The following is a 21,038-nucleotide window of genomic DNA, read 5'->3' as shown; positions in this document are numbered from 1 at the left end:
AAATCCTCCCGGAGCTGATCCAGCGCGGCGTGCGCCCGGACATGGTGACCGACCAGACCTCCGCCCACGACCCGCTCAACGGCTACCTGCCGGCCGGCTGGACCTGGGAGCAGTACCGCGACCGCGCGCAGACCGACCCGGCCGCCGTGGTCAAGGCCGCCAAGCAATCCATGGCCGTGCACGTCAACGCCATGCTGGAATTCCAGAAGCAGGGCGTGCCGACCTTCGATTACGGCAACAACATCCGCCAGATGGCCAAGGAAGAGGGCGTCACCAACGCCTTCGACTTCCCTGGTTTCGTCCCTGCCTACATCCGCCCGCTGTTCTGCCGCGGCGTCGGCCCGTTCCGCTGGGCCGCGCTGTCCGGTGACGCCGAGGACATCTACAAGACCGACGCCAAGGTCAAGGAGCTGATCGCCGACGACGCCCACCTGCACAACTGGCTGGACATGGCGCGTGAGCGCATCAGCTTCCAGGGTCTGCCGGCGCGCATCTGCTGGGTCGGCCTGGGCCAGCGCGCCAAACTCGGCCTGGCATTCAACGAAATGGTCCGCAGCGGCGAGCTGAAAGCACCGATCGTGATCGGCCGCGACCACCTCGACTCCGGCTCGGTGTCCAGCCCCAACCGCGAGACCGAAGCCATGCGCGACGGCTCCGACGCCGTGTCCGACTGGCCGCTGCTCAACGCCCTGCTGAACACCGCCAGCGGCGCCACCTGGGTCTCGCTGCACCACGGCGGCGGCGTGGGCATGGGTTTCTCCCAGCACTCGGGGATGGTGATCGTCTGCGACGGCACCGACGAAGCTGCCGAGCGCATCGCCCGCGTACTGACCAACGACCCAGGCACCGGCGTGATGCGCCATGCCGATGCGGGCTACCAGATCGCCATCGACTGCGCCAAGGAGCAGGGCCTGAACCTGCCGATGATCACCGGCTGAGGAATCGAGCATGAGCAATGTGACTGAACTGCCCACACCACAGCCGCTGAATGGTGTGCGCGTACTGGACCTGAGCCGCGTGCTGGCCGGGCCGCACTGCACCGCGATGCTCGCCGATCTCGGTGCCGAGGTGATCAAGTTCGAGGTGCCCGGGCACGGTGACGACAGCCGCCACCTCGGCCCGTTCAAGGACGGTGAAAGTGTCTATTTCGGCTTGATCAACCGTGGCAAGCGCAGCGTCGAACTGGACTTCAAGGCGCCGGAAGACCTGCAACGTTTCTATGACCTGGTGGCGGACGCCGATGTGGTGGTGGAAAACTTCCGCCCCGGCGTCACGCAGCGCCTGGGCATCGATTTCGACAGCCTCAGGCAGCACAACCCGAAGCTGATCTACGCGAGCATTTCCGGTTTCGGCCAGAACGGCCCACTGTCGCGCCGCCCGGCCTACGACATCGTCGCCCAGGCGATGTCCGGGCTGATGAGCGTCAGCGGTTTCCCCGAGACCGGGCCGACCCGCAGCGGCGAAGCACTCGGCGACCTGTGCGCCGGCGTCTATGCGGCCTGGGCGATCAGCAGTGCTCTGTTCGCCCGCGAGCACCAGGGCAGCAGCGCGCAGTACATCGACGTGGCGATGTTCGACGTGCTGGTCAGCCTGCAGATGACCGGCCTGTCCAACCTGTTCGCCCACGGCAGGGCGCCGGGGCTGGTGGGTAACCGCCACCCGGTGTCGACGCCGTTCGACACCTACCGCGCCGCCGACGGCCTGGTGGTGATCGCGGTGGCCAGCGACAAGCTGTTCCGGCGCTTCTGCGAAAGCATCGGTCGCGGCGAACTGGCCGACGATCCGCGCTTTGCCGACGACCCCTCGCGCACCCGCAACGAACAGGCATTGCGTGCCGAGATCGAGGCCTGGACTGGCCAGCGCAGCGTCGAGCAGGCCTGCGACCTGCTGCTGGATGCCGGCGTGCCGGCCTCGCCGGTATGGAACCTCGCCGAGGCCACCGGCAGCGAACAGGCGCAGGTTCGCCAACTGCTGGTGCAGCCGGCCGACGGCCAGCCGCCACTGGTGCCGCAACCGGTCTACTTCAACGGGCGCAAGCCCCACGCCGCGACGCGCGCTCCCCGATTGGGCGAAGCCAATGCCGCGTTCGGCCTCACGAATAAAGCAGGAGCTGTGCAATGAACTTCGATATCGACGCCACCGAACTGGCCATCGTCGACTCCGCCGAGCGGGTATGCCGCGACGTGCTGGCCGCCAACGCCCAGCGCTATGACGAAGAAGAGGTCTTCTGCGCCGAAAGCCTGCAGGCCCTCGGCGAGCTGGGCTTCATGGGCATCAACCTGCCGGAAACCTATGGCGGCTTCGGCATCGGCAGCCTGGCCATGAGCCGGGTGGTCGAGGCGGTATCGGCGGCCTGCGCCTCCACTGCGTCAGCGTTGACCGCACACTTCCTCGCCACCGATTCGATCCTCATCGGCGGCACCGAGGAGCAACGCCAGGAATGGCTGCCGCGCTGTGCCAGCGGTGAGCTGCTCGGCGCCTTCGGCCTGACCGAACCGGCAGCCGGCTCCAACCCGGCGGACATGCGCACCCGTGCCGTGCGCGAGACCGGCGGCTGGCGGATTCGCGGCAGCAAGCACTACATCACCAATGCCCGCGAAGCCGACTTCATCGTGCTCTACGCCAAGACCGACCCGGAGGCCGGCGCCCGTGGCATCAGCGCCTTCCTGATTCCCAAGGGCACCGCCGGCGTCACCTTCGCCAACCCGGAAAAGACCATGGGCCTGCGCGGCAGCACCATCTACGAGCTGGCGCTGGACTGCTGGCTGCCGGCGGATGCGCTGCTGGGCGAGGAAAACCAGGGCTTCCGCACCGCCATGGAAGTGCTGGATCGCGGCCGCGTGGAAGTCGCCGCCATGTCGCTGGGCATCGCCCGCGCGGCCATGGAGTACGCCTTGAAGTGGGTGGATGAGCGGCAGATCGGCACCAAGCCGTTGTCGGCTTACCAGGGCACCCAGTGGCGCATCGCCGATATGCACGCGCAGTTCCAGGCCGCGCGCCTGCTTACCCAGCAGGCCGCCGCGCGGCGTGACAGCGGCGAGCGCTTCAGCCTCGAGTCGGCGACCGCCAAATTGTTCGCCGCCGAGGCCTGCGGCTTCATCACCGACGCCGCGCTGCAACTGCACGGCGGTTACGGCTACATCCGCGACCTGCCGCTGGAGCGCTTCGTGCGCGACGCGCGAATCCTGCGGATCTTCGAGGGAACCTCCGAGGTGCAGAAGATCATCATCTCCCGCGCCGTGCTGGATGCCGCCCGCCATTGACGGCAGGTACGGGGCGGCCTCCGCTGCCGCCCCGGCGAATCAGGAAACGCTGTGCATAACAACAACAGCGCGGCTGGGCGAACGTCCGGCGGCGAGGAGAACGCTTCATGGCTGGTAAGTCCCTGATCGAAACCCGCTCCATCGATTACATTCCCCAGGCTGAACGGCACGGCCGCCTGTTCAGCCAGTTCACTCTGTGGTTCGGCTGCAACCTGCAGATCACCGCCATCGTCACCGGCGCGCTGGCGGTGGTGCTGGGCGGCGATGTGTTCTGGTCGCTGATCGGCCTGCTCATCGGGCAGATATTCGGCGGCGTGGTGATGGCGCTGCACGGCGCCCAGGGGCCCAAGCTCGGTCTGCCGCAGATGATCTCCAGCCGCGTGCAATTCGGCGTGTTCGGCGCAGTGATCCCGCTGGTGCTGGTCTGCGTGATGTACGTCGGCTTCAACGCCACCGGCACGGTGCTGGCGGGCCAGGCCATCGGCCAGTTGGCCCATGTCAGCGATACCGTCGGCATCCTGATGTTCGCGGCGGTCATCGTCGCGGTGACAGTCTGCGGTTACCGGGTGATCCACTGGCTGGGCAAGGCCGCCAGCGTGCTGGGCATCGTCGCCTTCGCCTACCTGTTCGTGCGTCTGCTGTCGGTCAACGACATCGGCGTGCTGCTGGAGAACCGCCACTTCGCCTGGAACACCTTCCTGCTCGCCGTTTCCCTGGCGGCGTCCTGGCAGATCGCCTTCGGGCCCTACGTGGCGGACTACTCGCGCTACCTGCCGAGCGAAACCTCGTCGCCGAAGACCTTCTTCGCGGTGGGCCTTGGCTCGGTGCTCGGTTCGCAGACGTCCATGGTCCTCGGCGTGTTCGCCGCGGCGCTGGCCGGCAAGGAGTTCTCCGGGCAGCCGGTGGCTTACGTGGTCGGCCTGGGGGCGAGTGGCATGATGGCGTCCGCACTGTTCTTCAGCGTGGCCTTCGGCAAGGTGACCATCGCGACGTTGAACGCCTATGGCAGCTTCATGTGCATCGCCACCATCATCAGCGGCTTCCGTGGCCAGTTGAAGGTCACGCACCTGCAGCGTCTGCTGTTCGTGCTGGTGATCGTCGGCCTTTCCACCGGCCTGGCGCTGGCCGGGCAGCACTCTTTCCTGGCCGCGTTCAAGTCGTTCCTGCTGTTCCTGCTGGCGTTCTTCACGCCGTGGAGCGCGATCAACCTGGTGGACTACTACTGCATTACCCGCGAGCGCTATGACATCCCCGCGCTGTCCGATCCCGACGGCCGCTATGGCCGCTGGAACTGGACCGGCATCGGCGTCTACTGCTTCGGTGTGCTGGTGCAGATGCCCTTCATCGACAGCGGTTTCTACACCGGGCCGTTGGTGGAGACGCTGGGGGGCGTGGATATCTCCTGGCTTATCGGCCTGCTGCTGCCGGCCTTGGCCTACTACTGGCTGGCCGCCAGGAGTCAACGCTCAGTGCCGGCCGCGCTGGTGCTGCCGGGGCAGGGCGAGTCCTCCGCTGCCTGAGGGACGGTGCGCCGCTATTGGCGCACCCTCGCTTCCCGGACGGGGGCTCGGCTGATTGCGCTCAGAGCCCCCGGATCTCGCTTGGCTCGACTTCCACCTGATAGCCCGGCCCGACATCGAAGAGGATGTAGAAGTCCTCGCCGGGGCGCTTGAAGGTCAAGCTGGAATCCGCGCCCAGCCTGCCGGGGGCCAGCACCCGGTTGTCGGCGGCGCTCATCACGTCCAGGGTCACACCCGGGGCGTCGCTGCCGTCGGTGAAGCCGCCAACGCAGCGGATGGTCTCGGCATCCAGCGCCGTGCATTCGCAGAAGGGCGCGTGGGCCAGGGCGCTGGCGCTGGCGGCCAGGCCGAGCAGCAGGGCGCTGTGCTTGATGATCGCTTTCATCGATTGCTCCGGGTCTTTTCCAGCCAGGCCACCAGCGAAGGCGTGGCCTGGTCGAGAGGGATCTGCGCCTGGTGCACGGCGCCATCCCAGCCTTCCACGGTCAGCCACAGCTTGTCGGCCGGGGTGACCCGAGCCGGGATCGTGACTTCCGCGAACTGCTGGTGCGGCGTACCGGCGAACAGCCCGCCGGCGGCCCGCAGGCTGCGCGGTTCGCCGATACGCAGGTAGGCGGCCTTCACCTGTGCAGAGCAGCTGTCGCAGAGGGCCAGGGTAAAGGCCTTGACGAAGCCGGCGCGGCCTTCGTCTTCCGGTTCGCCGACTTCCCATTCGGCCATGCGCGCGGTCCAGGGGCCGACCTGCAGATTGCCGATCTCGCGCTCGCCCAGGCCGCGCAGGCCACGGTCCAGTTTCGCCTCGTGGAAGTACTGCGGCATGAAGCCCAGGGGAATCAGCACCAACAGGGCGCTGAGGTGGAAACGCCAACGCAGCCATAGGCGGCGCAGCTTGCTGTTGCCGCTCATTGGCTGGCCTCCGCGGTGGCCGCGACAGCGATGCGCTCGCGGGCTTTCTGCTTCTTCAGTTCCTTGGCGGTGGCGATCAGGGTGCGCTTGCTCCAGATCATCAGGCCGCTGAGCACCATCATGCTGAGGATCAGGCCGAACACGAACCAGATCAGCTTGACCCACACGCCACCGAAATCGCCGGTGTGCAGCGGGCGCATGGACTCGGTGACGAACTCCAGGCCCGAGCGGTCGCCCAGCAGGCGAGTCGAGGCGATGCTGCCGTCATAGGGATTCACCTGGGCGCTTTCGGACATCAGCGGGTACCAGGCCTTGCCGAAGATCGTCACCGGGTCGTAGGCGCTGGAGGGCAGGCGGAAGAAGGTCGGCTCGAAGCCGGGAATCCGTTGCTGCGCGGACAGCACGGCGGCGTCCAGGCCGATGCGCGGTGGCGCCTTGCCGTCCACGCCCAGTGGGATGCTGTCGCGCTGGATGATGGTCGGTACGCCCTCGCTGGAGATGGAAATGCTGTTGTCGAACAGCACCGCCTGGATCAGGAACCAGGTGCCGGTGATGGAAATCACTGCGATGAACCAGATCGACCAGATACCCATCAGCCGGTGCATGTCGCCCCAGAAGATGCGCGCGCCCTGGCGCAGGCGCAGGGTCGGCTTGAGGAAGCCGCGCCAGAAGCGCTTGTACACCACCAGGCCGGTGACCAGCGAGGCGAGCATCGGCAAACCGAGCAGCGAGACCAGGTACCAGCCCCAGCTGAAACCGTGGTTGAAGGGCACCAGCCACCAGCCATGCAGTGCACGGGTGAACTGGCGGAAGTCGAACAGCGGCATCTTGCCCTGGATGACCCCGGTATAGGGGTTCACGTAGAGCATGGCGGTAGCGCTGTCGGGATAGGTGACGCTGACTCGCAGCGCAAAATGCGTTTCGCTGGGTGCGCTGATCATGCGCACGGCGGCCTGCGGTTGCTGCTGGGCCATGGCGGCGAGTACCTGATCGTAGCCCAGGCGTTGGGCGTCATCATCCGGCGGATTGGCGCGCACGGACGGATCGGCCAGCCAGACAATCTCCTGGCTCACCGTGGCCAGGGTGCCGGTGATGCACACCAGGAACACGAAGAACCAGATGGGCAGGGCCAGCCAGCTGTGGACCAGGAACCAGAGCCTGGAGCGGGATTTCTTGGACATGGGGAATCACGGCCACACAAGGGAAAGGCAATGGAAAAGGCCCCCGCCGGACAAGGCCGGCGAGGCGCGAAGACACCCAGTCGCAGCGGTGTTCTAGGAGTAAGGACGGATGAGATCGAAAAACCGGCCATCTGCAGTTGCAAATAAATGTTTCGGTGCGGTTTTCGCGGTCTTTTCCATTTCTTTACACATTTTCTGTGCGTGTTTTTTGCGGCTCATCCGTCTTGTATGTGAAAACGATCGATTCGCAACGGAAGCGAACTTCAGCCAGACAACAGGAGAACCGCATGACCTTCTACCTTCGCCAGCTCACGCTGCTGGCCGTGGCGCTGAGCTGTGCGCCATTGGCCAACGCGGACTACCTGTGGCTGGAGCGCAATGCAGGCCAGAGCGCGAAAAGCTATTTCAGCGAACAGCAGCCCGGCGAGCACCTGCCGGTGACCCAGTTGCAGAACGCTCACGTCGTGCTCGGCGAGGGCAAGACGGCGCCGATGAAGGCTGGCGTCGAGTCCTTCGATATCGGCGCCGTGCCGCCGGGCGACCTGCGCGTCGCCGCCCAGCGTGCCGAAGGCAGCACCCTGACCATTTATCAGGCCCGCGAGGGACGCACCGAGACCCGGGCGCAGAATGATCTGGAGTTGGTGCCCACGACGCCCGGCGGCAATACCTTCGCCCTGCACTGGAAGGGCACCGTGGTGCCGGCCTCGCAGGTCAACGTGTACACCTCCGAGCAGTGGAGTCGCAGCCTGAAGCCGGCAGCCGACGGCACCGTGACCCTGGCCACGCCGTTCCCGGCGCGCTACGTGCTGGAGGTCTCGGCCCAGGTCAACGGCGGTGCCAGCGTCGATGGCAAGCGCTACGACAGCGTGATCCACGTTTCCACCCTGTCCTTCGAGGTGCGCCCATGAGAGTTGCGATCAAAGCCAGTCCGGTGATCCGCCCACGCCTGCCGCGCCCGGCCCGGCAACTGCTGGAACATGCCGGCCTGCGCAGCAGCCTGCCGCGGCTGAACATCCTCGATGCGCTGGTGGCTTGCCGCAAGGCGACTGCCGTAGAGCTGCACGCCTACCTGGAGGAGCCAGGGCTGCCCATCTCCCTCAGCTGCGTCAGCCAGACGCTGCGCCGCCTGCACCTCTCCGGCCTGCTCGAACGTGACGAGAACAAGCGCTACAGCCTGGCACCCGGAGCGGTGGCGGCCATGGGCAAGTCGAGCGAGTTGCACTGATGACGGTGGCTCCCCTGTGGGAGCGAGTCATCTCCGCGATCCGGCCTGCAGGCCGGCTCAGCGCGTCGCCATCGGCCCTGGCGGAGCCGAGATTTCGCGCAAAAGCTTCGTTCATACATCAGCCAGTGCAATAGCAGGCCGTGCGCATTGAACCCGCCAGGCTCCGTCAGTGGTCGGCGGCGGCCACCTATCGTCAGGACCTATCCTTAGGCGATCCCGGTCTACAGTTGAAGTGACAAGTTCTGAAGACCCGAGGGAGTGCCACCATGAGCCAGTTGTTCGAGCCCCTGACCCTGCGCCAGCTGACCCTGTCCAACCGTATCGCCGTATCCCCCATGTGCCAGTATTCCGCCCAGGACGGCCTGGCCAACGACTGGCACCTGGTGCACCTGGGCAGCCGCGCAGTCGGCGGCGCCGGCCTGGTGATAGTCGAGGCCACGGCGGTCGCCCCGGAAGGGCGGATCAGCGCCGAGGACCTGGGCATCTGGAATGATGAGCAGGTCGAGCCGCTGCGGCGTATCACCCGTTTCATCGAGTCCCAGGGCGCGGTGGCCGGCGTGCAGCTGGCCCATGCCGGACGCAAGGCGAGTACCTGGGCACCCTGGCTGGGCAAGCACGGCTCGGTGCCGATCAGCGAAGGCGGCTGGACACCGGTGGCGCCCTCGGCCATCGCCTTCGACCCACAGCACACCGCGCCCATCGCCCTGAGCGAAGAGCAGATGTCGACCATCAAGCATCAGTTCGTGCGCGGCGCCGAGCGGGCCCTTGCCGCCGGCTTCAAGATCGCCGAGGTGCATGCCGCCCATGGCTATCTGCTGCACCAGTTCCTCTCGCCGCTTTCCAACCAGCGGCGCGACCAGTACGGCACCTGCTTCGAGAACCGCATCCGCTTCCTCCTCGAAATCACCGAGGCGGTGCGTGCGGTGTGGCCGCAGGAGTTGCCGCTGTTCGTCCGCCTGTCCGCCACCGATTGGGTGGAGGACGGCTGGAACCCCGACGAGACCGTTGAGCTGGCACGGCGCCTGAAGGGCCTGGGGGTGGACCTGATCGATGTGTCTTCCGGTGGCACTGCGGCCAACGCCGAGATTCCCGTGGGGCCGGGCTATCAGACGCAGTTCGCCGAGCGGGTGCGCAAGGAAGCCGGTATCGCCAGCGGCACCGTCGGCATGATCACCGAACCGGTGCAGGCGGAACACATCCTGCGTACCGGGCAGGCCGACCTGATCCTGCTGGCCCGGGAGCTGCTGCGCGATCCGTACTGGCCGCTGCACGCCGCCGATGAGCTGGGCGGGCAGCCGGTGCCGTGGCCGGCGCAATACCTGCGCGCCGCGCAACGAGGTACGCCCAAACGCAAGGCCTTCGGGCAGGCCTGAGGCCGGACGGGCTCACTCCCTGGACGTTCTGCGGCAGCCACCAGACCGGTGGCTGCCGATCATCTGCGGACGCTTTCCTTGAACTGGAACAGCGCTGGGCGCAGCGGGGTGGTGAAGGAGCGCTTCTCTTCGTCGAGCGCGGTGGTCACTGGCGTGCTGTCTACGCTGTTGATGACCCAGGTGTCCCCTTCGTGTTTCAGCGAATAGGCCAGCGGCACGCCGTTCCTGAGCACGGGCTCGGGTCTCGCGCGCGCCAGGGCATACAGTGTGACTTCGTAGGCTTCGGCTTCTCCGGCCTGGCCGCGGTCGACGGGAACCAGACGCGCATAGTTCAGCACGGCAGAACCGGGTAGGCGCCCCAGCAGGTGTTCCCCCAGCGAGGCCTCGGCATAAATCGGATAGTAAGTGGGGGCGGGCGTGCTGACGTCGACAACGTGAAGAAAGCCGTAGAGTCGCCAGTCGCCAGCTCCGAACAGACCGGTGCCGGGGCCCGCCAGTACCTGGTAATGGCGTTTCGGCAGCTTGATGTCCAATAGGCGGGCGTTGCGCATGTCCAGCCGGGGGAAATTGCCCCAGGGCGTGTCGATGGCGTCGAAGCGCTTGCTGCCGATCACCACCGAGGCGGCCTCTCCGGCAATTTCCAGGTAGGACGGCGCGTTCTTCACGTCGGTGCGGTATTCGGTGCCGGCTTTCGACTCCTGCGGGGTGAAATGGGAGCCCAGCACGGAGGTGGAAACCTGTTCGATGCTCCAGAGGCTCTCGACAGCCGAGTTCAGGCTTTCATGCGTTTCGGCTTGGACGAGCGGCAGCACCGTCAGAAGCGCCAATGTCAGCATGCAGCGGTGTAGCCGGTAAGTGAGCGGCATGGGAGCCTCGAGATCAGTAGAGATGTTCAACGGCGCGCCGCCTGGACGAACACCGGTCCCCAGAGCGGATGGCTGGCCTCGCTGGTACCCAGGTGGAAGGTCGGATCGATCTGCAGGGCGCGGTCGAAGGCGAAGCGGCACTGGATCGGTCGTTCGGTCACGCAATAACTGAACGCCAGGTACTTGAGGGCCTTCAGTTGTACCTGCGCATCGGCGCGCCAGATGGCTGGCGAGAGGAACGTCTGTTCGGCCAGGTAGTAATTCCCGGCCTCGTATGCGCGCAGGCCTTCGTCGAAGGTGTGCTCGGCGAGTACCTGGGCATCATCCGCAGGTGGTGCGGGCGGTGCCTCGCGCTGGCTGCTGCAAGCGGAAACCGTTGCCAGGCAGGCGATCAGCAGCGGTGTCGAGAGAGTGCGCAGAGTCTTCATGGAGGGATCCATACAGGTCAAAGGGGGCCGGCCGACGTTTATTGGAGGCTGTGTCGGAGCGTCACGGATTGTCCTGCGGAAATCTGCACATCCTGTCTGTAGGCCGGCAGGTCGGGGTTGCGCAGTTCGATTCGGTAACTTCCCGGTGGCAGTTGCAGCTTGAACAGGGGCGGGCTGATGCCGCGCTTCCTGCCGTCGATCCAGACTTCGCCCCAGGGCTGAACGATGACGCTCAGGGTGCCTGTTGCGACGGGCGCAGGCGTACTGCCAGGTGGCGTCGGGCTCATGGCCTTGCTGCCGGTGACGGGCATGGCCTGGGTGCGCTGCGGATGAGGCTTGTGTTTCTGCTCGGCTGCGGCCATGGGAGCTGACGGCCGTTTCATCACCGGAGCCGATACTTCATGGGGCGCCGGCGTGGGGGCTGGTGCTGCTGCTTGAACCGGATCGATGGGAGTAGCCGGCGTGGCCGGTACGGCTGCATCGGAGAGCGGGGCAGCCTGTTCCTCCGGCACCGGCTCGGATGGCGGAATGACCAAGGGGCCGTCGTCCATGGGTTCCTGGGTGACGGTATCGAGGCTATCTGCCGGGGACGCTGATCGGTCCACCACGCCCTGCTGACCGGGCTCTACCTGCGAGAGCTTGTCCGGCGCGGGTTCGCTCGGGAGATTGAGTTCATCATCGAGAGCCCAGGGTTGCCACAGCGCCAGCAGCAGAGCGGTGACCAGCGTCCCGACGATGACGCCGGCGATCAGCGGCCAGTTGACGGCCGGTCGGGGGACGGGCGTCAGCAAGTACGGCTCGGCCGTCGGCAGAGGCTCGACCGGCACCTGCGGAGCCGGCCGGGCGATTGTGGGGAGCGGGGCCACCGGGCGCGGCGGCAGTGTGTAGGTGGTACCGGGGCCATCCCAGGAGCTCAAGGCTTCCGTGGGAACCGATCGAGCCGGCTCGCTGGGAAATGTTTCGCTCTCGTCGATTGCATACGAGACCCCCATTGCTGCCTCGCCGGAGGGGGCTTCGGGAAGCGAGCCATTCGGGTCGTTCCATGTATCTGGCGGGCAGGGAGTCTTGGCGTTCGGTTCCATCGGCTACATCTTCAAGGGGTGACGCGAGGTGAGGCTTGCTGGCTTCAGGCCGCAGGCAGATCGCCATACAGCAGGAGCAGAAATACAAAGCTGGAAAATGGCCGCGGATCATAGGAAGCGGGGGCCTTTCGGCTCAAATGCGCCGAGCTGTTTCCTGGGCTGGGACGGGGAAATGAGCATCAGGTCGCGCTTTACGAGCGGAATACGCGGCTGAAGGAAAGAGGTGACTCAATGGTCAGGAAAAGAAATGAAATGTGATATCTGTCGCAAGATGGCGATCTGATGTTACTCTCTGGGCGCTCGCGCAAGGATCGCGCCACTACCCACCAGAGCATCACTGGAGCACGCATGGACGCTTCTGCAACGCCTGCTGTCATCCCGCAATCGGAAATCGCCCTGCTGGCGAACATCCTCGCCCTCGCCACCCGCAACATGTCGAACCTCAGCACCCTGATCACCCAGTTGTCGGTGGAGCTTGGGCATAGCCCCGATCCGCACCTGCAGCGCGTGGGGCAGCGAGTACTCGCGGATGTGGATGTGCTGTCGAAATCACTGGATACCCAGTGGGAGCTGATCGGCGCGCTCTCGCGCTTCTGTCCGTTGCTGTCGCGCACGCCACTGGCGAAGCCGGCGCTGGTGACGGAAATCCATATCACCGAGTTGCCGGACAGGACCTAGGCATACGCCCAGGCTCGCGAGCAAGCTCGATCCTACCGATGCCTCCAACGCTGGAGCCGACCTGGCAGGAGCGATCTTGCTGGCGAACAGTGCGGTGCTTACTCGCCGGCCTTGGCCAGTTCGAAGCTCATCAGCAGCGCCCATGGCGCATCGCTGTCGCCGACGCGGATCGGTTGCAGCAATTCCACGCGCTGGCCTTTCACCTGTTCCCAGGCCTTGCCCCGGGCGATGGCGTTGCGCGCCTCCTGCGGCAGTTCGCTGGCCTTGTCGCCCAGGCGCTTAGGGTCGGCGTGGGTGACGTAGACGCCCGCGTTGGAGAGCAGGGCGTAGCGACCATTGCCCATCGGCGCCAGCTTGCCGAGGCTTTCCTGCAACTGGTGCAGCGTGTAATCGGCGCCGAGGATGCCGAGGAAGCGGCCGTTGGAATACATGGGCGACATGAACGAGGTCATCAGCACGGTGCTGCCGCCGACGCTGTACTCGTAGGGCTCCATAAACACGTCGCGGCCCTTGTCGCGGGGGATCTGGTACCAGTCGCCGCTACCGTCGGCCTTGTCGTAGCCGACCAGGCATTCGCGCTGGGCCACGCCGCTGCCCCTGTGCCAGTAAGCCATGAGGCGGCCGCTGGCGTCGTGGCCGGGGCTGTCGATGAACTCGCGGTCGCGGCCGTCGAAGGCGTTTGGCTCGCACCCGCAGGCGAAGGCCAGCAGTTCGGGATTGCGGGTCAGATATTCGTGCATCACTGCGTCGACCTGCTCGCGCTGGGGGCCGAGGTTGCGGCTCTTCATGCCGAGGATGAAGTGTTTCAGGCCGTAGAGGGCGGTGGCCATCACGGCGAAGCGCGCTTCCAGGCGCTGGGTTTCGCTGGCCAGCACCACGCGGGCGGTGTCGAGCAGGCTGGAACGCTCGGCCTGCTCGACATCGGCCAGGGCCTTGGCACTCTCGCTCTTGATCGAGGCGACGACGTTGCCGATGTCGGCGGTGGCGTTGGCCGACTGGGTCGCCAGGCGGCGCACCTCGTCGGCGACCACCGCGAAGCCACGCCCGCTTTCCCCGGCGCGGGCGGCCTCGATGGCGGCGTTGAGGGCCACCAGGTTGGTGTTCTTGGCGATCTGCTTGATGACTTCGGAGACCTTGCTGATCTCGGTCCAGCGCACATTGAGGTCGGCGATAAGCTGCTTGACCTGGTCGATGGTGGAGCGGGTGCTGGAGCTGTCTTCGGCCTTGGCGGGCCGCTTGTCGAGTGTGGTTGACATGGATTCGGACACTGCAGTGGCGGAGGAGGGCAGGGGTAGGCGAGGGCTTGTCTTCTTGTTATGTCAGCCGCGCCTTCCGGCGCGGCTGTAGAACACAAATGCTGGATATCGACCCGTAGGGCGAATAACGCGTAGCGTTATCCGCCGCCATGGCTGGACGGCGGATAACCCGTTCCGGGTTATGTGCCCTGCGTTTCCGTTACCAGCCCAACTGCTTGTGCAGGCCGAGGGCGTCGTAGTAGTCGCCCTGGTAGACGATCTTGCCGTCCTTGATCTTCACGTAGCTCACACCGTCGAACGACAGCGGCTTGTTGGTCGCCGGGGTCTGGGCGTCCCAGGCGCCGGTGTTGGTGCCGCTGAAGGTCCACTGGAAGGCGATGCCGTCCTTGTCGACGATCGGCTTGCCGTTCATCTTCCACGTAAGGTCCGGCACGGCTCCCACGAACACCTTGATCACATTGTCACGCGCGGCATCGCGGCCCTTCTGCGGGGTGCCGACGGTGACGTCGAAGTACTCCGCATCCTTGGCCAGGTAGCCGGCGGCCTTCTCGGCATCGTGGGCGTTCCACGCGGCCATGTAGGCATCGACGATCTGTTTGGGCGACTCTGCGGCCTGTACGAGACCGGCAAAGGTGAACAGCGACAGCAGGTAAAACGCTCTGACGAGGTGACGCATGCTTGCCTCCGTTGCGGGCGTGCCCGCGGGTTGTCGGCCGGATGGCCGTTGGATGTGGCGCCACGCAGGGTGTGGCGCCGGGGATATCAGGACAGTTCACCCACCGCGCGCCAGGCCTCGTCGATGGCGGCATGTGCATAGGCGTCCCAGGCGGCATCGGAGTTGGCGATGGTGACGTTGCCGACCTTGGTGCGGGCCAGGTTCATCAGTTTTTCGCTCTCTTGCTCGTCATCGAAGAGGCTGTTGGAGAAGTACGAATAGCCGTGCGACCAACGGTTGATGGTGATCGCCTGGATATCCTTCTGGTGGTCGAAGCCGGCCGGGCCGAGCATGGCCTGCAACTGGTCGCGGATCATGCCTTCCATGTATTCGAAGCTCATGCCGTAGAGCTTGCCGCGGCCCACGCGGGCCTGGGTGCGCGCGTCCATGCCGGTGTTGGGGCTGGTGGGCACGTAGACCATGTGCAGGCCGATGGGCTGGTTCGGGTCGCGCGGGTGGCTGTAGCCGCCGATGTCCACCGGGTAGTCCAGCTTCACGCGGCTGTACGGCTGGCTGGGGGCGTAGATTTCGTGCACGCCCAGCTTCATGAAACTCTGCCAGTTGCGGATCACTACCTTGGTGTACACCAGTGGGAACTTCACGTTCTGCGCCAGGGCGTGGGACTGCTCGGCGGAGAGGTCGCGCAGTAGGTACGGGATGATCATGTTGTAGCAGGCCAGCACGCAGTGCTTGCCACGCACGCGGTGCAGGGCGCCGGCGCGGCTGTAGCCGACGTCCACGCCGCCGTCGCGGTTCTTCACGCTCACGGCGGTGCTGTTCAGGCGCAGGCGTACGGCGTTCTTGGGCTGGTCCAGTTTCGAGTAGTCGAAGGTGGCCAGGACGATGTCGTTCATGTCCTTGCCCGGCGCCACGCCCGGGATCAGGCCGCGCACCAGCAGGCGCGCCAGCGAGGCGTTGCCGTCGGGGAAGTGGTAGATGTACGGCTCTTCCATCTCGGACCTGGCTTCCTCGCTGATCGGCGAGAGGTCCATCGCACCGAAACCGGGGAAGCCCACGGAGTAGGCCGAATCGGCGGAGACGGCGTCGATGCTCAGCGCTGAGAAGTCGTTGGTGCGGCTGAGGAAGTAGCGGGTGGCGGCTTCGCTCAGGCCGACGTCCTTGCGCAGGAAGTCCTGGTAGCTGGTCTTGGCCAGGTGCGCTTCCTTCTCCTCGCGGGTCTTGCCGGCGAGGTAATCCTTGGGTGCTTCGTGCAGGTCGATCAGCGCCTGGCGGTCGGCCTCGGGCAGCGGGAAGTCGCCGATGAAGGCGCGCCAGCTGCGGGCGTTGAGTTTTTCCGGGGCGATGTCGTCGGCCACCATGGGCGTCGGGTCGCCGCTGACCATCTTCGCCTCGCCGAAGCCGGCCTTGTCGAAGAACACGCCGCGCGACAGGCCCAGGTTCGGGTAGAAGTCACGGTCGAAGGCGGTTTCGAAGCGGTCGACGTCGACGTTGAGCTGCTTGAGCAGGTTGTTGACCGTGTCGCTGTACAGGTGCTTGGGCGACTGGAAGGCTTCGCTGCCGCCGTAGCCGAGGATCATCCGGCCGCCGGCCTGGAATTCGTTGCGCTTGGCGTGGCCGCCGAAGTCGTCGTGGTTCTCGATGATCAGCACGCGCGCCTTGGGGTGCTTCTGCCGGTAGAACCAGGCCGCGGACAGGCCGCTGATGCCGCCGCCGACCACCACCAGGTCGTACTGCTCCTCGATCTTCAGGCCATCGGTGTCGAACACCTTCTTCTCCCAGCCCATCTGGTGCGCGACCTCGAACGCGCCGGGATGGCTGCCGCGCATGCCGGTCAGGGCAGGCGGGTAGTAGCGGCCGGACGGAGCGGCCTGGAGAAGTTGCAGCGGGGTGAGGCCCGCGCCGATGGTGAGGGCAACGCCGTTGAGGAAGTCGCGGCGGGTGATGGTCATGGGAAGTCCTTGCAAGGTGATGGCCCGGGGCAGGGCTGTCATGGTTTTGCCCTTCCCTGCCGGAAGGGGTTGCGGCATGCGTGGCCGCGCGGCGGCCCCGGTCGAGCGGGGTGCCGTTGAACCAGCGGACCTTGGTCCGCTGGTTGCTTTTTTCACCGTACTGTTGGGCCGCGCTCCAATCAGTGCTTGATCATTACGTGGCGGATGGCTGTGTAGTCCTCAAGGCCGTACATCGACATGTCCTTGCCGTAGCCCGACAGCTTCATGCCGCCATGGGGCATCTCGGTGGTCAGCATGAAGTGCGTGTTGACCCAGGTGCAGCCGTACTGCAGGCGCGCGGACAGGCGGTGGGCGCGGCCGATGTCGCTGGTCCACACCGAGGAGGCCAGGCCGTAGTCGGAGTCGTTCGCCCAGGCCAGCGCCTGCGCTTCGTCGTCGAACTCGGTGACCGAAACCACCGGGCCGAAGATTTCGCGGCGCACCACTTCGTCGTCCTGGCGGGCGCCGGCGAGCACGGTCGGCTCGAAGAAGAAGCCTGCGCGGTCGGCACGCTTGCCGCCGGTGACCACTTCGATGTGCGGCACCTGGCGGGCGCGCTCGACGAAGCCGATCACGCGCTCCAGGTGCTGTTCGGTGATGACCGGGCCCAGCTCGGTGTTCGGGTCGTCCTGCTCGCCGTACTGGATGCTGGCAACCGCTGCGCCGAGCTTCTCGACGAACTTGGCGTAGATGCCTTTCTGCGCGTAGATGCGGCAGGCGGCGGTGCAGTCCTGGCCGGCGTTGTAGAAGCCGAAGGTGCGGATGCCTTCCACGGCGGCGTCGATGTCGGCGTCGTCGAAGATGATCACCGGGGCCTTGCCGCCCAGTTCCATGTGCATGCGCTTCACGGTGTCGGCGGTGCCGGCGATGATGCGGCTGCCGGTGGCGACCGAACCGGTCAGCGACACCATGCGCACTTTCGGGTGGGTGGTCAGCGGCTCGCCGACGCTCGGGCCACGTCCGAACACCAGGTTGACCACGCCAGCGGGGAAGATGCCGGCCATCAGCTGCGCCAGGCGCAGGGCGGTCAGCGGGGTCTGCTCGGAGGGCTTGAGCACCACGGTGTTGCCGGCGGCCAGGGCCGGGCCGAGTTTCCACGCGACCATCATCAGCGGGTAGTTCCACGGCGCGATGGAGGCGACCACGCCCACCGGGTCGCGACGGATCATCGAGGTGTGGCCCGGCAGGTATTCGCCCGCGGCGGAGCCTTGCATCACGCGGCAGGCGCCAGCGAAGAAGCGGAACACGTCGGCCACCGCCGGCAGTTCGTCGTTCAGCGCGGCGGCGTAGGGCTTGCCGCAGTTGTTGGACTCCAGGCGGGCCAGTTCCTCGGCATTGGCGTCGATGGCGTCGGCCAGTTGCAGCAGGAGCATCGCGCGGTCTTTCGGCGCGGTCTGCGACCAGCTGTCGAAGGCGGCATCGGCGGCCAGCACGGCGGCGTCGACCTGGGCCGGGGTGGCCTCGGCGATTTCCACCAGGGTGGTGCCCAGGGAGGGGTTCAGGATGGCGAGCTTCTCGCCTTCGCCAGCGACCAGTTGGCCGTTGATCAGCAGGTGGGTTTGCATGGTTGAGTCCTCTTGGTCAGGAACGTGGTGCAAATTCGGTTGGGTGTTTCTTTTTAGGGGCCTGCCGGTTTTGAGCCGGCGGGCCTGAGGGGTTCTGTTGGCTTACTTGCCGCTCCCCGCCACGCCCTCGCCACCCTTGGTCAGGTAGTAGGCGCCGAGGATCGGCAGCATGGTCACGATCATCACCAGCATCGCCACCACGTTGGTCACCGGCACGTCGCGCGGGCGGCCCAGCTGGTTGAGCAGCCAGATCGGCAGGGTGCGTTCGTGGCCGGCGGTGAAGGTGGTGACGATGATCTCGTCGAAGGACAGCGCGAACGCCAGCATGCCGCCGGCCAGCAGCGCCGAGCCGAGGTTGGGCAGGATCACGTAGCGGAAGGTCTGCCAGCCGTCGGCGCCCAGGTCCATCGAGGCTTCGATGAGGCTGTGCGAGGTGCGGCGGAAACGCGCGATGACGTTGTTGTAGACGATCACCACGCAGAAGGTCGCGTGGCCGATGACGATGGTCAGGAAGCCCGGCTCGATGCCGAGGGTCTTGAACGCCGACAGCAGCGCGATGCCGGTGATGATGCCGGGCAGGGCGATCGGCAGGATCAGCATCAGCGAGATGCCTTCCTTGCCGAAGAAGTCGCGGCGGTACAACGCGGCGGCAGCAAGCGTGCCCAGGAGCATGGCGATCAGCGTGGCGACGCTGGCGATCTTCACCGACAGCTCGATGGCTTCGAGCACGTCCTGGCGCGCGAAGGCGACGCTGAACCAGTGCAGGGTGAAGCCCTTGGGCGGGAAGCTGAAGGCCGCGTCCTCGGTGTTGAAGGCGTACAGGAAGATGATCAGGATCGGGAAGTGCAGGAACACCAGCCCGCCCCAGGCAGCTGCTTTGAGCCCCCAGGAAGCTTTCTCAGAGTGCATCGAAGGCCCCCAGACGTTTGACGATGGAGAGATAGACGGCGATCAGCACAATCGGCACCAGGGTGAAGGCGGCGGCCATCGGCATGTTGCCGATCGCGCCCTGCTGGGCGTAGACCATGCTGCCGATGAAGTAGCCGGGCGGGCCCACCAGTTGCGGCACGATGAAGTCGCCCAGGGTCAGGCTGAAAGTGAAGATCGAGCCGGCGGCGATGCCGGGGATCGACAGCGGCAGGATCACCTGGAAGAAGGTCTGCCGCGGGTGCGCGCCGAGGTCCGCCGAGGCCTGCAGCAGCGACGGCGGCAGGCGCTCCAGGGAGGCCTGGATTGGCAGGATCATGAACGGCAGCCAGATGTACACGAACACCAGGAAGCGCCCGAAGCTGGAGGTGGACAGGGTGTTGCCACCGATCCCCGGAATGCCCAGCAGCAGGTTCAGCACGGGCTCCAGGCCCAGGTGCTGGACGAACCACATGGCGACGCCGCCCTTGGCCAGCAGCAGGGTCCAGGCGTAGGCCTTGACGATGTAGCTGGCCCACATCGGCATCATCACGGCGATGTAGAAGAACGCCTTGGTCTTGCCGGTGGTGTAGCGCGCCATGTAGTAGGCGATGGGGAAGGCCACCGCGCCGCTGGCGATGGACACCGCGACGGCCATCAGCACGGTGCGCTGGATGATGTCGAAGTTGGAGCCACTGAACAGCGAGCCGAAGTTGGCCCAGGTCAGGTCCGGCGTCACCGTCATGGTGAAGTCGTCGAAGGTGTAGAAACCCTGCCACAGCAGCGTCAGCAGCGAGCCGAGGTAGATCGCGCCGAACCACAGCAGCGGCGGGATCAGCAGCAGCGAGAGGTACAGCGTCGGCTTGCGGTAGAGCAGGTTGGACAGGCGGCGCAGCGGGCCATTGCTGGCCGCCGGCAGCGCTGCATTCATCGTCAGTTCCATCTCACGCGCCCTCGTTCAGCACCACCATCGCCTCGCGCGCCCAGCGAGCGGTCACGCGCTGGCCCGGCTGGTGGGCGAGGTCGATGTCGGCCCACTGGCTGTTGGCCTGGCTGAGGCAGAGGTTCTGGCCGTTGTCGAGACGGATCTCGTAGCGGGTCGCGGCGCCCTGGTACTGGATGTCGTGCAGCAGGCCGCTGATCTCGATGTCCGAGGTGGCGCGCTCGCCGTTGGCGAAGGTGATGTGCTCCGGGCGGATGGAGAAGGGCTGGGCGTTGCCGGTCAGGCTCTGGGCGATGTCGCCGCGCAGCACGTTGGAGGTGCCGACGAACTCGGCCACGAACGGAGTCGCTGGCTTCATGTAGAGGTTACGCGGGGTGTCGACCTGCTCGATGCGGCCCTTGTTGAACACGGCCACGCGGTCGGACATGGACAGCGCTTCGCTCTGGTCGTGGGTGACGAAGATGAAGGTGATGCCCAACTGGCGCTGCAGCTTCTTCAGCTCGCTCTGCATCTGCTCGCGCAGCTTGAGGTCGAGGGCACCGAGGGGTTCGTCCAGCAGCAGGACGCGCGGGCGGTTCACCAGGGCTCGGGCCAGGGCAACGCGCTGGCGCTGGCCGCCGGAGAGCTGCACCGGCTTGCGCACGCCGTAGCCGCCCAGGGCGACCATGCCGAGGGCTTCTTCGGCGCGCTTCAGGCGTTCGGCCTTGCCGATGCCTTTCACCTTCAGGCCGTAGGCGACGTTCTCCAGCACGCTCATGTGCGGGAACAGCGCGTAGTCCTGGAACACCGTGTTGACGTCGCGCTGGTAGGGCGGCAGGCCCGCGGCCTCCTCGCCATGGATGCGGATGGAACCTGCGCTGGGTTGCTCGAAGCCGGCGATCAGGCGCAGGCAGGTGGTCTTGCCCGAACCCGACGGGCCGAGCATGGAGAAGAACTCGCCGTCCTTGATGTCGATGGACACCCGGTCAACGGCTTTCACCTCGCCGAACTGGCGGGAGACCTGGGTGAATTGAACAGCGGGGGTGGTCATGGTGCACGCTCCAAGGGGCAGGAATCCGGCGCGGCCGGGCCCTGCCCGTAAATCTGAGATACGGGTGAATCGATGCGAATTGGGTGGGGCGGGAACTCCCTCTCCCTCTGGGAGAGGGCCGGGGTGAGGGAAGCCACGGCACACGGCCGGGG

At 66.1% G+C, this 21,038-nt stretch carries 21 protein-coding genes and 1 pseudogene; 8 read left to right on the top strand and 14 right to left on the bottom strand.

The features are described from left to right. From hutU to PNI01S_RS27890, 4 genes are all read left to right on the top strand, one after another. Nucleotides 1-938 (top strand): urocanate hydratase (gene hutU / locus PNI01S_RS27905; protein WP_084359846.1); only part of this gene is annotated, 938 nt, incomplete at its 5' end. A gap of 10 nt (nt 939-948) precedes the next feature. Continuing rightward, nucleotides 949-2,121: a CaiB/BaiF CoA transferase family protein gene (locus PNI01S_RS27900; RefSeq protein WP_038803385.1), complete on the top strand. Its 1,173-nt coding sequence runs from the start codon at nt 949-951 to the stop codon at nt 2,119-2,121. Next, entirely contained in the window at nt 2,118-3,263 is a 1,146-nt protein-coding gene (locus PNI01S_RS27895; RefSeq protein ID WP_038803386.1) for an acyl-CoA dehydrogenase family protein, read from the top strand. The genes PNI01S_RS27900 and PNI01S_RS27895 overlap by 4 nt, the downstream gene beginning before the upstream one ends. A gap of 107 nt (nt 3,264-3,370) precedes the next feature. Beyond that, on the top strand, nt 3,371-4,783 hold the full coding sequence (locus tag PNI01S_RS27890; protein ID WP_084359845.1) for a purine-cytosine permease family protein: 1,413 nt from the start codon (nt 3,371-3,373) through the stop codon (nt 4,781-4,783). Between the two features lie 61 nt (nt 4,784-4,844). On the opposite strand, the gene PNI01S_RS27885 is transcribed toward PNI01S_RS27890, so the two are convergent. Genes PNI01S_RS27885 through PNI01S_RS27875 form a run of 3 tightly spaced genes read right to left on the bottom strand, consistent with a single transcriptional unit; the run spans nt 4,845 to nt 6,870 of the window. After that, complete coding sequence (locus tag PNI01S_RS27885; protein ID WP_024766946.1) at nt 4,845-5,168, bottom strand: hypothetical protein; 324 nt, start codon at nt 5,166-5,168, stop codon at nt 4,845-4,847. Next, nucleotides 5,165-5,689: a PA2404 family protein gene (locus PNI01S_RS27880; RefSeq protein ID WP_084359844.1), complete on the bottom strand. Its 525-nt coding sequence runs from the start codon at nt 5,687-5,689 to the stop codon at nt 5,165-5,167. Before PNI01S_RS27880 ends, PNI01S_RS27885 begins: the two co-directional genes overlap by 4 nt. Beyond that, nucleotides 5,686-6,870 carry a PepSY-associated TM helix domain-containing protein gene (locus tag PNI01S_RS27875; protein WP_084359843.1) on the bottom strand — a complete coding sequence of 395 codons (1,185 nt, stop codon included), beginning with the start codon at nt 6,868-6,870 and terminating at the stop codon, nt 5,686-5,688. Before PNI01S_RS27875 ends, PNI01S_RS27880 begins: the two co-directional genes overlap by 4 nt. Before the next feature lie 287 nt (nt 6,871-7,157). On the opposite strand from PNI01S_RS27875, the gene PNI01S_RS27870 reads away from it, so the two are divergent. The 3 genes from PNI01S_RS27870 (at nt 7,158) to PNI01S_RS27860 (ending at nt 9,468) form a co-directional block, all read left to right on the top strand. Next, the gene (locus tag PNI01S_RS27870; protein ID WP_024766943.1) at nt 7,158-7,778 is read left to right on the top strand and encodes a hypothetical protein; all 621 of its coding nucleotides are present in this window, start codon (nt 7,158-7,160) and stop codon (nt 7,776-7,778) included. Continuing rightward, a complete protein-coding gene (locus tag PNI01S_RS27865; protein ID WP_024766942.1) occupies nt 7,775-8,095 on the top strand; it encodes a transcriptional repressor in 321 nt (106 codons plus the stop codon). The genes PNI01S_RS27870 and PNI01S_RS27865 overlap by 4 nt, the downstream gene beginning before the upstream one ends. A gap of 266 nt (nt 8,096-8,361) precedes the next feature. After that, a complete protein-coding gene (locus PNI01S_RS27860) occupies nt 8,362-9,468 on the top strand; it encodes an NADH:flavin oxidoreductase/NADH oxidase (RefSeq protein WP_024766941.1) in 1,107 nt (368 codons plus the stop codon). A 59-nt stretch (nt 9,469-9,527) separates the two neighbouring features. On the opposite strand, the gene PNI01S_RS27855 is transcribed toward PNI01S_RS27860, so the two are convergent. The 3 genes from PNI01S_RS27855 to PNI01S_RS27845 are packed head-to-tail and all read right to left on the bottom strand — an operon-like array spanning nt 9,528 to nt 11,553. Further along, nucleotides 9,528-10,334: a hypothetical protein gene (locus PNI01S_RS27855; protein ID WP_084359842.1), complete on the bottom strand. Its 807-nt coding sequence runs from the start codon at nt 10,332-10,334 to the stop codon at nt 9,528-9,530. A 26-nt stretch (nt 10,335-10,360) separates the two neighbouring features. Continuing rightward, complete coding sequence (locus tag PNI01S_RS27850) at nt 10,361-10,762, bottom strand: TssQ family T6SS-associated lipoprotein (protein ID WP_084359841.1); 402 nt, start codon at nt 10,760-10,762, stop codon at nt 10,361-10,363. Between the two features lie 38 nt (nt 10,763-10,800). Continuing rightward, nucleotides 10,801-11,553 (bottom strand): peptidase associated/transthyretin-like domain-containing protein, encoded by a 753-nt coding sequence (locus tag PNI01S_RS27845; RefSeq protein ID WP_143514278.1) that lies wholly within the window; start codon nt 11,551-11,553, stop codon nt 10,801-10,803. A gap of 639 nt (nt 11,554-12,192) precedes the next feature. Between PNI01S_RS27845 and PNI01S_RS27840 the strand changes: the two genes are divergently transcribed. After that, a complete protein-coding gene (locus PNI01S_RS27840) occupies nt 12,193-12,522 on the top strand; it encodes a hypothetical protein (protein WP_024766938.1) in 330 nt (109 codons plus the stop codon). 98 nt (nt 12,523-12,620) lie between these two features. On the opposite strand, the gene PNI01S_RS27835 is transcribed toward PNI01S_RS27840, so the two are convergent. The 8 genes and pseudogenes from PNI01S_RS27835 to PNI01S_RS27805 form a co-directional block, all read right to left on the bottom strand. Beyond that, nucleotides 12,621-13,451 (bottom strand): cache domain-containing protein, encoded by an 831-nt coding sequence (locus tag PNI01S_RS27835; protein ID WP_420902327.1) that lies wholly within the window; start codon nt 13,449-13,451, stop codon nt 12,621-12,623. A 33-nt stretch (nt 13,452-13,484) separates the two neighbouring features. Further along, a pseudogene (locus PNI01S_RS28890) lies at nt 13,485-13,778 on the bottom strand (methyl-accepting chemotaxis protein); the annotation flags it as partial. A gap of 199 nt (nt 13,779-13,977) precedes the next feature. Beyond that, nucleotides 13,978-14,454 (bottom strand): ester cyclase, encoded by a 477-nt coding sequence (locus PNI01S_RS27830; protein WP_084359838.1) that lies wholly within the window; start codon nt 14,452-14,454, stop codon nt 13,978-13,980. Nucleotides 14,455-14,540: 86 nt separating this feature from the next. Then, a complete protein-coding gene (locus PNI01S_RS27825) occupies nt 14,541-16,403 on the bottom strand; it encodes an FAD-dependent oxidoreductase (protein WP_065084926.1) in 1,863 nt (620 codons plus the stop codon). A gap of 179 nt (nt 16,404-16,582) precedes the next feature. Continuing rightward, nucleotides 16,583-18,007: a gamma-aminobutyraldehyde dehydrogenase gene (locus PNI01S_RS27820; RefSeq protein WP_084359837.1), complete on the bottom strand. Its 1,425-nt coding sequence runs from the start codon at nt 18,005-18,007 to the stop codon at nt 16,583-16,585. A 102-nt stretch (nt 18,008-18,109) separates the two neighbouring features. Further along, on the bottom strand, nt 18,110-18,916 hold the full coding sequence (locus PNI01S_RS27815) for an ABC transporter permease (RefSeq protein WP_024766933.1): 807 nt from the start codon (nt 18,914-18,916) through the stop codon (nt 18,110-18,112). Further along, nucleotides 18,906-19,856, bottom strand: a complete 951-nt coding sequence (locus PNI01S_RS27810) for an ABC transporter permease (protein WP_038803387.1) — start codon at nt 19,854-19,856, stop codon at nt 18,906-18,908. Before PNI01S_RS27810 ends, PNI01S_RS27815 begins: the two co-directional genes overlap by 11 nt. 1 nt (nt 19,857) lies before the next feature. Further along, the gene (locus PNI01S_RS27805; protein ID WP_038803388.1) at nt 19,858-20,886 is read right to left on the bottom strand and encodes an ABC transporter ATP-binding protein; all 1,029 of its coding nucleotides are present in this window, start codon (nt 20,884-20,886) and stop codon (nt 19,858-19,860) included. Between the last annotated feature and the right edge of the window lie 152 nt (nt 20,887-21,038).

Source organism: Pseudomonas nitroreducens NBRC 12694, assembly GCF_002091755.1.
GTDB lineage: Bacteria > Pseudomonadota > Gammaproteobacteria > Pseudomonadales > Pseudomonadaceae > Pseudomonas > Pseudomonas nitroreducens.
The sequence above is the reverse complement of the archived record's forward strand: the minus strand, read 5'-3'. Positions and strand labels throughout refer to the sequence as shown.